Source organism: Paenibacillus sp. FSL R5-0517 (genome assembly GCF_037974355.1).
Classification (GTDB): Bacteria; Bacillota; Bacilli; order Paenibacillales; family Paenibacillaceae; genus Paenibacillus.
In genome coordinates, this window is record NZ_CP150235.1 from 844,291 (window position 1) to 857,455 (window position 13,165).

Below are 13,165 nucleotides of genomic sequence, written 5' to 3' on the forward strand. Positions count from 1 at the left end.
ATGCCCAAAAAACAAATTGTTGAGAAGGTGAATCGAATGAGCAGGACGGAGCATGAGAGCCATCCGTTGCAGACAAAGGCTATCGAAAAGAAACGGCTGCACAACGGGATCGAAATCTATCAAAACAACGAAGGTGAGACCGAGTTCCTCTACAACGAGATTTTTCACAAGGAGATGTATTTCAAGCACGGTATTACACTCCCGGATCAAGGCACGGTCATGGACGTTGGGGCTAATATCGGCATGTTCAGCCTATATGTCAGCAGCAAGAGCGACTGCAGGGTATATGCTTTTGAGCCACTGCCGCCGACTTTTAATCTCTTGAAGATGAATACGAGTTCGCTGCCTCGCGTAACGACGGTTAATGTCGGGCTTTCCAATGAGATCAAGGAAGCGGAGTTTGCCTATTTTCCTACGATGTCCACGGACTCTGTCCAGATCAAATACAGGGAGAACCACGATCAAGATCTCCGATACGGGTTAATCAACCATTACGAAGATAATTTCGCTGACCCGCGAATGCTAAACCGCTTTGTCGATCATCTTATGTCGCCGAAGCTTCTGAATGAACAAATCTATCGTTGCCAGCTAACTACGATCTCTGAAATGATCCGCTTTTACGATCTGAACCAAATTGATCTGCTCAAAATCGACGTGGAAAAAAGTGAGTTCGAGGTGCTGGAAGGCATAGAGCCGGAAGATTGGGGCAGAATCAGGCAAATTGTAATGGAGGTACACGGACTGGACGGAGAGCAGATCAGCAGGCTCGAGAACATCTTTCAAACCAACGGCTTCTATGCCGTGATCGATTATTACGAAGATTTGAATATCCCAAATTACTATAATGTGTACGCGTTGAATCAAAAGCATGCGTCGGCTGGGCGATAGTCATGTTACAGCATCTGCATGAAAGGTTGGTATGCTCCAGCTGCAAGGGCGAGCTGGAGCAGTCGGAGGCAGTGCTGCAATGCTGCAGCTGCGATGCGGTATATACGAACGATGATCGTTACTTATCGATGCTCGACCAGCGTGAGCAGTTTGTCCACCCTTCCGAATGGAACCGGAAAGAGGCTGAAATTCGGGATTATAGCGAGATCTCGGACTCCCTTGCGCTGTCCGGTATAGGCCGATTCGCCACCTTCTTAAATTATGGTTACGTACCGCACGGGAATGAGCAACATGCGGTGCTCGAGCCGGGCGATGCATGGAATAGAAACTCGGTCAAGCTGCTGCTTGAGACAGTGGGCAGGACGGCAATTCGGGAGCGGCAGGTGATCGACATCGGATGCGGCAGGGGAGGTAATATAGCAGCACTGTCTAAATATTTCAAGCCGCTGTTTATTGTCGGTCTCGACATCTGCCCGGCGAATATTGCCTTTTGCAATGCCAAATCCCGATTGGGTGAATCTTTGTATCTCGTCGGCGATGCGGAGAATATACCGTTTGCAGACGAGAGCTTCGATGTGGTGTTAAATATAGAATCCGCACATGCCTATCCGAACCGATCACGATTCTATGAAGAGGTGTACCGGATACTGAGAGTTGGCGGCGTATTTCTGTATACGGAGCTGATGCTGGGAGATCAGGTAGCGCAAAACGTCAGGCTGTTAGAGGAAGCAGGCCTGTCTGTAATCCGCAATCAGGATGTGACTTCGAATGTTCTTCTATCATGTGATGAGAGTGCGAAGCAGCGTACTGGCACACAAGGAATTGCGAATAACGCCAATTCAAGCACGAATATTGGAGATATCCATGAATTCATCGCATTGCCCGGCTCGAAGAAATATGAAGAGATGAAGGCTGGAACGCGGCAATACCGTATGATGAACCTTGTTAAGAGATAATATAGCCGTGATATCAACAATAATTTTTGGGCGTGTCTGAAAACTCTGAAGGCGGCAGATTTTGCTGAATTTTCGTTCCAAGCCAGGAAGTTTTCCGCAGGCGTGCCGGGGCACGTCAAGGGAAATTGACGTAGCAGGGGGCGAAAAGGCGGTAAAAGATGCACTTCAGTAGGTTTCAAGACACGTCCTAGGTTAGGAGAAATATTTTATGGAAGAAATTATTTCCCTGGACACCTTTCAGCCCTTCGACGGCATGACAAAAATGTTTCCTCATCATAATTTTCCTTATTTTAATTGCGGCTACAATTTGTTGTTAACGCTTGCCAGATATTTTAAAAAAGATGAGTTGCCGATTTTGAATAATGTCATTACTATTTATAGATTTGATAAACAAAAAATACAAACAAGAGGATATTTCAAGTTAGAGGTGTTGGATCTTCAGGAAGGAGATCAGATCCTTGAGGAAATGGGGATATCTATTCGTAAAAAATCCCCTGCACTAGATACGTTACAAGATGAGATCATAAACTCCATTTCTAGTGGTCATCCGATTTCCATATTTATTGATTTATTTTATCAACGTGGGAGAGACTTTTACTATAACCAAAAACATGGACTGCACCCTGTTTTTGTCTATGGCTTCAATCTGACGAACGAGGAAATATATACGGTTGATGATATTACAGAATACAGACAATATGCTCTGCCATTTTCAGAATTTAAATCGTCATGCATGACTTCGGAACACGTAAAGATGCCAGACTACTTTTGGGAATATACGCTAGTGCCACCCGGTAATCATGAGATCTTGAACAATAAGAATTCAGCACACACAACCATTAATACATTCGTAGAAAATATGTGCAGGTATCAAAATGAAATAACGGAAAGTTTGAATAATATACTGTTGCTCGCAGAAAATTACGAGCTCATTATAAAAAATGAAACGATTATAGAAACACTGAGCAGTACGATTTATAGAAAATGTTCTGAGAAATATAGGTTAAATACTCTCTATAAATACAACATTGATCATATCAATGCAAAACATACGCTTGACCCGTTATTGGACCAAATTATTCATGACTGGAAGACAGTAAGGATCTATTCGAATAAAGCCATCATGTCCCAAAAGTTCACTGGGGAAATCATAGACAAGTGCATTGGTTTATTTACAAAAATATATACGAATGAAATACATTTTAATAATCAATTATTTTTAATGTTAAAGGCTTTCAGGTATAATCACATCTAATATTGCTAGAAATGAGCCGTATCAACAGGCTGGTCAGGAAAGACTAAAACCCTTACAAGCCCTGTAAGGCATAATAAAAGAGCCGCCCTTCATGGGTGGCTCTGCTTCTATCATTCCTTATACAGCCCCTCAGTGGTGAGTTGTTCGATGGTTTATATAATCAATAGTAGAGTTAATGTTGGTCTGAACAATATCCAATTTCCAGTTTATCCGTTTTCGATACCTGTGTTTTGTTCAGTGTTTTCTAATGCCGCAGTAAGACGTGGCAAAGGTATACCTAACTTTTTGGCTTCTCTCACAACTTCAAGTACTGCAAAACTGGACGTACTATTATTGTATTCAATGAAAAGTCGTGGTAAGCTGCCCCTTGCAAAGATAACCTTGTTAAACAGCGTGCCGAGAAGTGCCGGTGGGATCTTGGTTAACAATAGAGTAATCGCGTCCATCTTTGCACCTCTTGCTTTAAGAACAGGCTTCATTTCTCGCATACTCTTGCCGACATATGCGAATGAGTCGCCATGATTCAAGAGTGCTGGGAAACTTCCCCGTTTTAACACCTCGGTCTCCATCGCCGCATTCATGGCATAGTGATTCCATAACCAGCTTTGCATATCCTTGATCCAATTGATATTAAAATTAGCGCTTTCAAATAGTTCTTTGACCTTGTTGTTTATCTGTTCCGTGCCTACCCGTGGTTTTTCCAGAAATATCATTTTTAAAAAGCCGCCCCTAAGCTTATTGTCCTCAATGCCGCCTCCTGCTCCTGGGAACCCGAAGACAACATTGTTCATAGACAGGGGCAAGATTGATGATTTTAAATCCTGCCAAATATTATTGAATATTAGTATCGGGGTGTTACCAGCAGTAGTCGAAAGTATTCTTGCTGCTTCGGGAAGTTGCTCCGTGTTGACACTCGCAATAATGAGATCGTAATCTGGGTTTATCTCCTCATGCAGCTTGATCTTCCAGCTTTCCTGGATGAACTGTTTTCCTCTTCGTGCGTCCCACATTTCAAGCGCGATATGACTTCCGAACGTTTCTTTTCTCCCTTTTCTAACGTAAAACTCAACAGTATGCCCTGCCTTCTCTAAAGCCCAAGCGTATTGGGTCGATATTACACCTCTACCGAAAAATAAAATTCTCATCTTAGCCTCCTAATATCCAGATTCATCTTTGTTGATGATCCAACAACGTGTTGTATAATGTTATTGTATAGATTCACTATTTGGTCATCAACCATCAGATTTTTAATATCTGTCGTATAATCAATTCAACAGAAAATGGAGGTTAATCATGAATAAGCAACCTGAAATTACGGACAAAACAAGGCAGACATTTATAAATGTATTCTGTGATTTATATTGCCGAAAACCAATCGAAAAGATATCCATCCAAGAGATTGCTAACCAATCAGGATATAATCGGAGTACATTTTATCAATACTTTACAGATATCTATGATTTGTTGGACTGCGTTGAAGAGAGGATTTTGAAATCCATTAAGGAGGAAATGGCAGGCAGAGAGTTTTCTACACATACTATTCAAGATGCACTTCAATGCTTGGAAAATGCAGAGGAAATTTCAGTTCTTAAAGCTGTATTGGGCGATTATGGTTCTGTTCATTTTGTGGAACGTTTGAAAAGAGAAATTCCCTTTGAGCGATTGATTATGGATTTTTCAACAGATGATGTCTTGGCACCATACATCATCGAGTTTTACATATCTACATTAATATCTATGTTTCGTCTTTGGATACACAGAGACAAAGATCTATCGTCGGAGGAATTGATCAAGCTGATCGATAGTCTATTTACAAAGGGGATAACACCGTATCATATCTTTGGCACGGTCAATCCGCAACGTTCTGGAGTGTAGCGATGATGGTTAGAAAGCTAAAGATAAACAAAAAGGGGTCGGGAATTTATAAATTCTCGAACCCCTTTTATGTCTTTGTTTCAATACCATCCATTTAACTGTAGTAGTCTAAAACTCACCAACATCCCAGGCGGTAATTAATACACATGCACACCCGCACCAACCACGGATTTGTTTTGTACAGAATTACCGGATAGATATATCTCGGCCAAGGGCTCCAAGCTTGAGAAGTTTACGTTTTCGAGATCAAGCGTTTGTAGAGCAGGCATATTTTGTACAAAGTCGATGGACTTTACATTCGTTAAAAAGGATAGCTGAAGCTCCTGAAGCTGGGTCAAGGCGTACTATTCCATGCTGAGTATAGTCGATCCAACACATACACATCATAAATTTTGCTTTTTTCCACTTTGCAATAAAGATGGAATCTGATAGGATAAGTTTATAAATACGATGGTTTTAGTGAGGATTAAAAAGGAGGCCGCCTTGCCATGCAAGAATTAACACATCTGGATCAACTTGAGGCTGAAGCGATATACATTATCAGAGAAGTAGCAGCGGAGTGCGAGAAACCGGTCATGTTGTATTCCGTCGGCAAGGACAGCTCGGTCATGTTGCACTTGGCCCTAAAGGCTTTCTACCCCGAGAAGCCGCCGTTCCCATTCATGCATATCGATACAACCTGGAAATTCAAGGAAATGATTGAGTTCCGCGACCGAAAAGCGAAGGAATTTGGTATCGAGATGATCGTGCACTCAAATGAAGAGGCTATTCAACAAGGAATTAACCCCTTCGACCATGGTTCCGCATATACCGACATTATGAAAACCACAGCCCTGAAGCAGGGATTGGACAAATACGGATTCACGGTTGCGTTCGGTGGCGGAAGACGTGATGAGGAGAAGTCGCGTGCGAAGGAGCGGATTTTCTCGTTCCGGAACAAGAATCACTCGTGGGACCCTAAGAACCAACGTCCGGAGATGTGGAAGCTGTTCAACACGAGAATCAACAAGGGAGAGAGCATTCGAGTCTTTCCGCTGTCCAACTGGACTGAGAAGGATATCTGGCAATACATTCGTCGGGAGAACATCGATATCGTTCCGCTTTACTCCGCCGACGTAAGACCGATCGTTAATCGTGACGGGCATATCATCATGGTGGATGACGAGCGGATAAAGCTTGAGCCTGGCGAGAAGGTAGAGATGAAGAAGATTCGCTTCCGCACGTTGGGTTGTTACCCGCTCACGGGCGGAGTCGAGTCCGATGCTGTTACGCTGGATGAGATCATTGAGGAGACATTGGGTGCGTTATCTTCCGAACGGACCAGTCGGGTTATCGATCAAGAAGCGGCGGGAAGCATGGAACGACGCAAACGGGAGGGCTATTTCTAACATGAAGAGTCTACTTAAATTCATTACCTGTGGAAGTGTGGATGATGGCAAGTCCACGCTGATCGGACATATGCTCTATGAAGCCAAGCTGCTATTTGCCGATCAAGAACGCGCGCTTGAGCTCGATAGTCGATTGGGAAGCCGAGGCGGCAAAATCGACTACTCGCTGCTCCTGGATGGTTTGCTGGCCGAACGCGAACAAGGGATTACCATTGATGTGGCATATCGTTATTTTACGACGTCTCATCGTTCCTTCATCGTGGCGGACACACCGGGACACGAAGAGTATACGCGCAACATGGCTGTAGGCGCTTCCTTTGCCGATCTAGCCATCATTCTGGTGGACGCTACCAAAGGCATCATTACCCAGACCAAACGCCATGCCCGGATCTGCGCCCTGATGGGGATCAAGCATCTCGTATTGGCTGTGAACAAGATGGATCTGGTCGGTTTCGATCAGAGGACGTTCGAGGCAATCAAGGAAGAGTTCATGCAAACGACGGCCGAATTCCAAATCAAGAGCATTCAGGTCATTCCCGTGTCCGCTACGGAAGGGGACAACATTACAACCCAGTCGCCGAATGCACCCTGGTACGAGGGGTTAGCATTATTACCGTATTTGGAAAGTATAGATGTTCATACTACCGATGATACGAAGCCTTTCATGATGCCAGTTCAGCGTGTAAGCAGACCGGACCATACGTTTCGCGGGTTCCAGGGCCAGATCGAGGCTGGAAAGATTTCGGTCGGAGACGAACTCATGACTCTGCCAAGTCGGGAGAAAGCCAAGGTTAAGCGGATTTTGGTGACGGACCAAGCTCAGGATTCGGCTTATGCTGGCCAACCAGTTACGATACAACTGGACCGCGAAGTTGATGTCTCGCGAGGTTGTGTGCTCACGATGGACAATCAAGTCCAAGAAGCTGACAGCTTCGCTTCTACAATCCTGTGGATGGACGATTCCGTCCTGACTCCGGGCAAGCATTATTGGGTAAAGGTCGGAACGAAGACTCTTCCAGGCACTGTAACGGCGATTACCCATAAAATTGACATTAACACGGGCCATACCGTTCCGGCCGATCAAATTGTTAAGAACGAATTGGCCAAGTGTGAATTCACGCTGTCGGATCAGATCGTCTTCGATTCCTTTGAACACAATAAGAGCATCGGAGGTTTTATCCTCATTGATCGTGTCACCAACATGACGTCTGCTTGCGGAGTCATCGATCAAGCTCTGAAGGGAGAAAGCCGATTTGCCACGCTGGATACGGGGATCACGAGAGATGTTCGCGCCCAGCAGAAAGGACAATCTCCGCTCACGGTATGGTTTGCTGGCTCGGATACGGTAGCTCTCGCCAAGGAAGTGGAGAAGCGACTAATGTCATCCGGTTACCATACGATGCTGCTTGAGAGCGTCAGTGGAGAAACGCTCCGCGGAACGGCGGAGATGGCAAAGGTGTTGAACGACGCCGGCCTGATCTCACTGGTATCCCATGATTCTATCAGTGCGGGCGAACTTGAGACAGCTCGAGAGATCATCGGGGGCAAAGGATTTATCGAAGTTAACGCGGACGAGATCGGCGGAATATCCATCCAGGATGCCGCGAAATCCGTGGTTAAACGAGTTGTGCAATCCGTTATCGATCACAGTCCTTCGAATAACTACGACATTTAATAAGCATGTCCGATAAAGCGGTTGCCGATTAGGCAGCCGCTTGTTTGTTTCGTCAAGATCCCTTTGTATGGGGAGAGTGATCTCTGGATGCCAACATCACCCGTGCTGAGGTTGCAGCTATCGTCCAAAGAATATTGAAGGCTTTTGACTTGACTTAAAACACCGAAAGGGTTCCCCCATGCAGGAAGAACTGCATAAGGGGAACCCCTTTTTGCCTTTGTTTTAATACCATCCATTAACTGTAGTAGTCTAAAACTCCCCATCATCCCAGGCGGTAATTAATACACATGCACACCCGTACCAAGCACGGATTTGTTTTGGACGGAATTACCGGATAGATATACCTTTTGCAGATTAGGCAGCTGGCTTAGGGTCTCGATATTGGAAATGGCATTGTTCTCGAGATGAAGCTCTTCTATGGCCTGCCAGTTACTCATGAATTCGAGAGAAGCCAAACTGCTGTCTTGCAGAGTAAAGGAACGCAGAGCAGGCAGTTTCGCAAAGTAAGGCATCATTTGGTCAACTTCAGCAACAGAGGTGTTATTTATGCTGAAATACGGCTGCTCTAAGGTCAAATGTTCAAGTACGCTGTTCTCCGTGGCCGATTTTTCTTCAAAGTTCAGCCTGCACTCGGAACACATCAGAGATTTGATCTGCTTCAAACGAAATAAAGCATCGCTCTCCTGATATAGTGAAGAGTCGTAAATGCTTAGAGTCTCTAGGCTGGATAAGCCGTCCAGGGCGCCCAGACGGGTTACTTCACTGACCTCCGAGAGGGAGAGCTGCTTAAGTTTCGGGAATTTCCCCAGCGCCGCCAAATTCAACTCGCCACTTCCGCCACGGAGCGTCAGGCTGGTTGCGGCGGGCGCTTTCAGTCCGGCGAGAAAAGCGCTTGGAATTTCTACTCGCGTTGCCTTAGGTAATGTCAGCGCTTCTGCATTCTCGTAGTAGCCGGACAACGTTAATTCCCGCAAAGAGGACAGGCTATTGATGGCCTTTACCGAACTAAGTTGACTTAGAGAAGCTAGGCGCAGTGAAGTAATGGAGGCCTTGCCGTCCAAGGGATCCAGGCTTGAGAAGTTTACGCTTTCGAGATCAAGCGTTTGTAGAGCAGGCATATTTTGTACAAAGTCGATGGACTTTACATTTGTTAAAAAGGATAGCTGAAGCTCCTGAAGCTGGGTCAAGGCGTACACCGGTTGCAGGTCTGTGGTTTCACTGTATTGTATGGATAAGGATGACAGCCCGGTCATGGAGGACAACCATCCCAGTTCATCGACAAAGGTGAGCGACAGGGACTTGAGCGGCAGCTTATTCAAAAGAAAGAAATCCGTTACGGATTCATCCACATAGGTAATGGATAATGAGCTCAGATTAGGAAACTCCAGCAGCATGGTCAATTCCTGATTGCTGCGAAGCTGAGTGGAAAGCTCCGTAATGTTAGTTTTGTCGCCAAAGTAGCCCGAAAATTTGCTGAAGGATTCGTTAAAAGCGCCTCCATAACTTTTTAATCCGGACATATGGGCCAAAGTGGTTTGATCCGTCTGGGAGATTTCATAGGTATTCGTCAGATCGAGTGCCGTCAGTCCCGTAAAGGCTTCAAAATCCCGCTGATCGATCTCCTGGTTATTCAGTTTCTTGTCCTGAGTAACATAAGTGATTTTCTCAGCCTGTTCATCGCTGAAGGGGTCGGAGAAGCTGTATGTAAACTCCCACTGGTCATTATCCGAATAATCTACAGTTAAGTAACGAATACGAGCAAGTTCATCCTCAGTCGGCAGGGCAGTCCCTTTATCAAAGATATCCCGCAAAAAGGAGAGCAGAACCTCGCTTTCAGGCATCTTTCGCACAGGCAGTTTGGCTTCTGTTGGTGAATGAGTGGAGCTGACATTGGAGTACATATAAGTACCGATGGCACCGGTTAACACCAGCATCAGTATAAGTAAAAGCTTTACGGAGACAGCCTGCTTCGGTGTTGCCTTGGGAGGCGTTCCATGGTAATGATTAATGGTCTGGTCCACGTAATAGACATTATTTTGCTTCAATAGAAGCTCTGTTTCACAATAGGGACACTTTAAAACCTCATCCTTCTTGTATTCAATTCGTCCGTTGCAATTGGGACAGTTTAACGGAATAAACGCCACAAATGTCCTCTCCTTCGTTATGATGTTCATCAATTTATGCCAAACGGTCATCTGACTTCATTATACCTTGTATACTCCTATGAGAGCTTGATTATATTGAAAAAAATGTAGTTGACGTGTGGCTTGGACAATATATATCATATGATATATAACGTTTGAAATTTATCGTTGCATTTATGGCAGGAGGAGACATATGGCACCCAAAAAGAAATTTACTAAAGATCAAATTATTGATGCGGCATTTGAAATCGCAAGAACAGAAGGCATTGAATTCATTACAATTCGCAAGGTGGCAGAGAAGCTGGGAGGGTCCATTGCACCGATCTATGTGAATTTCAAAGAGGTAGGCGAATTGTTAGAAGGTGTATATCAGAAAACCTTCGAGTTGAGCAGACAAATGCTGCGGGAGCAGAATTCAGGACATCCGTTTCAGGATATTGGTGCTGCCAGCATCCGTTTTGCCAGAGAGTACCCTGTATTGTTTCGGGATATTGTGATGAAGAAAAATGATCAAGCGAAGCACAATGAGGAGGAAATGAAAAGCTTTATACACGTGATGAGAATGGACCCTGATCTGAATGGATTATCAGATGATGAACTGCAAACCATTTTGCTCAAGATGAAGATGTTTCAGGTAGGGATCAGCGTGATGGCCGCGAATGAAATGTTGCCGGAAGAGTACACGGAACAAGAGATGATCCGTCTGATGAACAGTGCAGCGGAAGATGTCATCAGCACAGCGAGGCGAAGAGTGGAACAATCCTGACAGGAGGTGCTTGTCAATATGTCAGCAGCAAGAATAAAGCTCAGTCTGCTTGTATTCATGGTGGTCGTATTAGCAAGTGGCTGGATTGGTGTATGGGTGGATACGATGATGCCGGAGCAGCCAGCAGAAAATTCGTTAGGAATGGGATTGTGGCTAATCCTGCCGTTACTCATGATGCTTTTACTGCGAATTGTGAATCGAGATTGGAAAGATATTGGTGTGAGATTCAAGCTGGAGGGCAATTTGAAATGGTATGGTGCGGCTCTTCTCATCTATCCGGTTGTGATGGTGATTGTTGTAGGTCTTGCCTTCCTTTTCAATAGTGCCCGTGCTGCTGATGTTGAGCTAAATACATTGCTGCCGCTTATCGGGGTTTCTATTGCAGGCAGTTTTATGAAGAACATTTTTGAAGAGTTTGCCTGGCGCGGCTATCTGACTCCCAAATTGATTGAATTGAAGCTGAACGATTGGGCGCTCTATTTTGTGTCAGGCCTTATATGGGCTTTATGGCATGCTGCGTATTATATGGTTTTCCTACCGGAAACGTATTTCGAGAATACGACCAGACTGAACTTTATGATCCTAGGGTGTGTGTTGATGATTGCCTGGTCCATAATGTATGTTGAAATATACCGTCTGACCGAATCTGTATGGCCATGTGTGATCATGCACGCTGTGGAGGATGGAGTACCGACCTTGTTGGTATCCGTAGCAGGGATCATCACGTTAACCCAAGCAGGGGAATTCTGGTTCAGTCCAACCACGGGGATTGTGACAACCGTTTTGTTTGTTGGTTTCGGGTTATTTCTAAGGTCAATTCGAAAGAAGAAGGAGCAGAAGATCAATCTTTGATCATAAAAAAAGAGCGGGGAAGCCCACTCTTACTGATCTGTCTTCAATGCAGAGCATAGTGCTGATATAAGGTTGGTCCGAAGATACATCAAGCAATCGATGTAATCGGATGTTTAACTTGCACCGGGTAGAGATGCTCACCGGGGGTTCTTACAAATAAGCCTTCATTGGTGAGGGTACTTTTTAGAACGAGATGTTCTGTTGCATCTGGTGTGAAATGGAAGGTGATTGTCTCTGTATCCTCATCTGCAATCTTATCCAAGATATCTTTCATATTTATTTCGTTTAAGCTAACAACGTCGAAGAGCTCAATATGATTGTCTTCTTTCTGATAAATAACAATGACGTTTTCATCTTCTAAGTAATTAATATCATTACTAAAGACATTCAGGCAATAAAACATGAGTATGCCTTGCGTCTGGGCGGTTCCGAAATGCCGAGAAACCGGCAATCTTTCCGATGCGAATTTTTGAATAAGATGTAAATCATCCGCGTTAGCAATATCGAGCCTCCGAAGGTTCACAGGTTTGGGTGATTTTTTTGCCGTATAATCCATTGAAAAAAGATGTTCTTCCACCGGCTTAAAACCAAACTTGGGGTAAAAATCAAGCACCGATTCATTGGCAAAAAGGTACATGAGATCGTATTTGTTCTCGTATTCCTCTAAAATTCTGTTCATTAAACGAGTGGATAGTCCTTTCCCTCGATAGTCGGGATGTGTCATCACTGTGCCGATTTGAATCGCTTTTTTCTGCTCCCCGTGAATGATGAGCTCAAGGATGTTAACGGAAGCATTGGCAACAACCCGATCTCCGTCCACAAATGAAAAAGGGATGTAGTTCTCGCCCCAGCATCCGTGCTGGTACCAATTTTCAAAATCAATATCAAAAGTCTCGGCAGCAAGCTCGAAAAAACTCTTGCGCAGTACTTCGTTGTTTTTATAATTCTTCATAAATGTTAATTCTTGCATGGTACTCTCTCCTTAACCCTCAATAGTAACTACATAATATGACCATGCAGTAACTGCAATTAAGTCAGTAATCTGGTATTCACTATTCAAAGTCTTGGTCCATTAATCTAAGGCAAAATGCACGACTGCGCTATATAACATTTTGGTGCGAATAGGATCAAACGTTACTTGATGTTGGACTTGCTTTACACGCAGCATTAATGCCTTATTGATTTCAATACGTTCTTCGATCGCTCGCGCCAGTTCATGAAAGTCATAAGCCTGCAAGCATTCGACTTTATCTTTTATGATATCCAGTGAAATTTCCATATTTAAGTCAAGCCTCCTCGGAATGTCGATCTGCAGGTTAAATGCCTGTCGAGCTTCATTGTAGAGGAGCTTTTCCAGTTCGGCAAG

The 13,165-nt window shown here is 44.4% G+C and carries 13 protein-coding genes; 8 read left to right on the forward strand and 5 right to left on the reverse strand.

The features are described from left to right. The 3 genes from MKX40_RS03905 to MKX40_RS03915 all read left to right on the forward strand — a co-directional run bounded on the left by MKX40_RS03905 (window position 1) and on the right by MKX40_RS03915 (window position 3,099). Window positions 1-888, forward strand: a complete 888-nt coding sequence (locus MKX40_RS03905) for an FkbM family methyltransferase (RefSeq protein WP_339239523.1) — start codon at window positions 1-3, stop codon at window positions 886-888. A 2-nt stretch (window positions 889-890) separates the two neighbouring features. Continuing rightward, on the forward strand, window positions 891-1,844 hold the full coding sequence (locus MKX40_RS03910; RefSeq protein ID WP_339239524.1) for a class I SAM-dependent methyltransferase: 954 nt from the start codon (window positions 891-893) through the stop codon (window positions 1,842-1,844). Between the two features lie 208 nt (window positions 1,845-2,052). Continuing rightward, window positions 2,053-3,099 carry a hypothetical protein gene (locus tag MKX40_RS03915; RefSeq protein ID WP_339239525.1) on the forward strand — a complete coding sequence of 349 codons (1,047 nt, stop codon included), beginning with the start codon at window positions 2,053-2,055 and terminating at the stop codon, window positions 3,097-3,099. A 206-nt stretch (window positions 3,100-3,305) separates the two neighbouring features. Here the strand turns inward: MKX40_RS03915 and MKX40_RS03920 are convergent, their stop codons facing one another. Then, window positions 3,306-4,244: a 2-dehydropantoate 2-reductase N-terminal domain-containing protein gene (locus tag MKX40_RS03920; protein ID WP_339239526.1), complete on the reverse strand. Its 939-nt coding sequence runs from the start codon at window positions 4,242-4,244 to the stop codon at window positions 3,306-3,308. Window positions 4,245-4,392: 148 nt separating this feature from the next. Here MKX40_RS03920 and MKX40_RS03925 point away from each other — a divergent pair, with 148 nt between their 5' ends. Next, a complete protein-coding gene (locus tag MKX40_RS03925; protein WP_339239527.1) occupies window positions 4,393-4,974 on the forward strand; it encodes a TetR/AcrR family transcriptional regulator in 582 nt (193 codons plus the stop codon). A 137-nt stretch (window positions 4,975-5,111) separates the two neighbouring features. Here MKX40_RS03925 and MKX40_RS03930 read toward each other — a convergent pair whose 3' ends face one another. Continuing rightward, the gene (locus MKX40_RS03930) at window positions 5,112-5,312 is read right to left on the reverse strand and encodes a leucine-rich repeat domain-containing protein (protein WP_339239528.1); all 201 of its coding nucleotides are present in this window, start codon (window positions 5,310-5,312) and stop codon (window positions 5,112-5,114) included. Between the two features lie 150 nt (window positions 5,313-5,462). Between MKX40_RS03930 and cysD the strand changes: the two genes are divergently transcribed. Together cysD and MKX40_RS03940 are read left to right on the forward strand one after the other, a co-directional pair. Beyond that, window positions 5,463-6,362 carry a sulfate adenylyltransferase subunit CysD gene (gene cysD / locus MKX40_RS03935; RefSeq protein ID WP_253430176.1) on the forward strand — a complete coding sequence of 300 codons (900 nt, stop codon included), beginning with the start codon at window positions 5,463-5,465 and terminating at the stop codon, window positions 6,360-6,362. A gap of 1 nt (window position 6,363) precedes the next feature. Continuing rightward, the gene (locus MKX40_RS03940; RefSeq protein WP_339239529.1) at window positions 6,364-8,037 is read left to right on the forward strand and encodes a GTP-binding protein; all 1,674 of its coding nucleotides are present in this window, start codon (window positions 6,364-6,366) and stop codon (window positions 8,035-8,037) included. A 278-nt stretch (window positions 8,038-8,315) separates the two neighbouring features. Here MKX40_RS03940 and MKX40_RS03945 read toward each other — a convergent pair whose 3' ends face one another. Then, a complete protein-coding gene (locus MKX40_RS03945) occupies window positions 8,316-10,181 on the reverse strand; it encodes a leucine-rich repeat domain-containing protein (protein ID WP_339239531.1) in 1,866 nt (621 codons plus the stop codon). 193 nt (window positions 10,182-10,374) lie between these two features. Between MKX40_RS03945 and MKX40_RS03950 the strand changes: the two genes are divergently transcribed. Both MKX40_RS03950 and MKX40_RS03955 read left to right on the forward strand, forming a co-directional pair. Further along, window positions 10,375-10,947, forward strand: coding sequence for a TetR/AcrR family transcriptional regulator (locus MKX40_RS03950; protein ID WP_339239532.1), 573 nt, complete (start codon window positions 10,375-10,377; stop codon window positions 10,945-10,947). Window positions 10,948-10,965: 18 nt separating this feature from the next. Beyond that, entirely contained in the window at window positions 10,966-11,799 is an 834-nt protein-coding gene (locus tag MKX40_RS03955; protein ID WP_339239533.1) for a CPBP family intramembrane glutamic endopeptidase, read from the forward strand. A gap of 88 nt (window positions 11,800-11,887) precedes the next feature. Here the strand turns inward: MKX40_RS03955 and MKX40_RS03960 are convergent, their stop codons facing one another. Both MKX40_RS03960 and MKX40_RS03965 read right to left on the reverse strand, forming a co-directional pair. Continuing rightward, window positions 11,888-12,769 (reverse strand): GNAT family N-acetyltransferase, encoded by an 882-nt coding sequence (locus MKX40_RS03960; protein WP_339239534.1) that lies wholly within the window; start codon window positions 12,767-12,769, stop codon window positions 11,888-11,890. A gap of 102 nt (window positions 12,770-12,871) precedes the next feature. Beyond that, complete coding sequence (locus tag MKX40_RS03965; protein WP_339239535.1) at window positions 12,872-13,078, reverse strand: DUF2536 family protein; 207 nt, start codon at window positions 13,076-13,078, stop codon at window positions 12,872-12,874. Window positions 13,079-13,165: the final 87 nt, after the last annotated feature.

What these genes read in the sequence shown, in the direction of transcription:
- MKX40_RS03950 (WP_339239532.1), top strand. Translation starts at nt 10,375, where the DNA reads ATGGCACCCAAAAAGAAATTTACTAAAGATCAAATTATTGATGCGGCA.
- MKX40_RS03915 (WP_339239525.1), top strand. Translation starts at nt 2,053, where the DNA reads ATGGAAGAAATTATTTCCCTGGACACCTTTCAGCCCTTCGACGGCATG.
- cysD (WP_253430176.1), top strand. Translation starts at nt 5,463, where the DNA reads ATGCAAGAATTAACACATCTGGATCAACTTGAGGCTGAAGCGATATAC.
- MKX40_RS03905 (WP_339239523.1), top strand. Translation starts at nt 1, where the DNA reads ATGCCCAAAAAACAAATTGTTGAGAAGGTGAATCGAATGAGCAGGACG.
- MKX40_RS03955 (WP_339239533.1), top strand. Translation starts at nt 10,966, where the DNA reads ATGTCAGCAGCAAGAATAAAGCTCAGTCTGCTTGTATTCATGGTGGTC.
- MKX40_RS03920 (WP_339239526.1), bottom strand. Translation starts at nt 4,244, where the DNA reads ATGAGAATTTTATTTTTCGGTAGAGGTGTAATATCGACCCAATACGCT.
- MKX40_RS03925 (WP_339239527.1), top strand. Translation starts at nt 4,393, where the DNA reads ATGAATAAGCAACCTGAAATTACGGACAAAACAAGGCAGACATTTATA.
- MKX40_RS03910 (WP_339239524.1), top strand. Translation starts at nt 891, where the DNA reads ATGTTACAGCATCTGCATGAAAGGTTGGTATGCTCCAGCTGCAAGGGC.
- MKX40_RS03965 (WP_339239535.1), bottom strand. Translation starts at nt 13,078, where the DNA reads ATGGAAATTTCACTGGATATCATAAAAGATAAAGTCGAATGCTTGCAG.
- MKX40_RS03940 (WP_339239529.1), top strand. Translation starts at nt 6,364, where the DNA reads ATGAAGAGTCTACTTAAATTCATTACCTGTGGAAGTGTGGATGATGGC.
- MKX40_RS03960 (WP_339239534.1), bottom strand. Translation starts at nt 12,769, where the DNA reads ATGCAAGAATTAACATTTATGAAGAATTATAAAAACAACGAAGTACTG.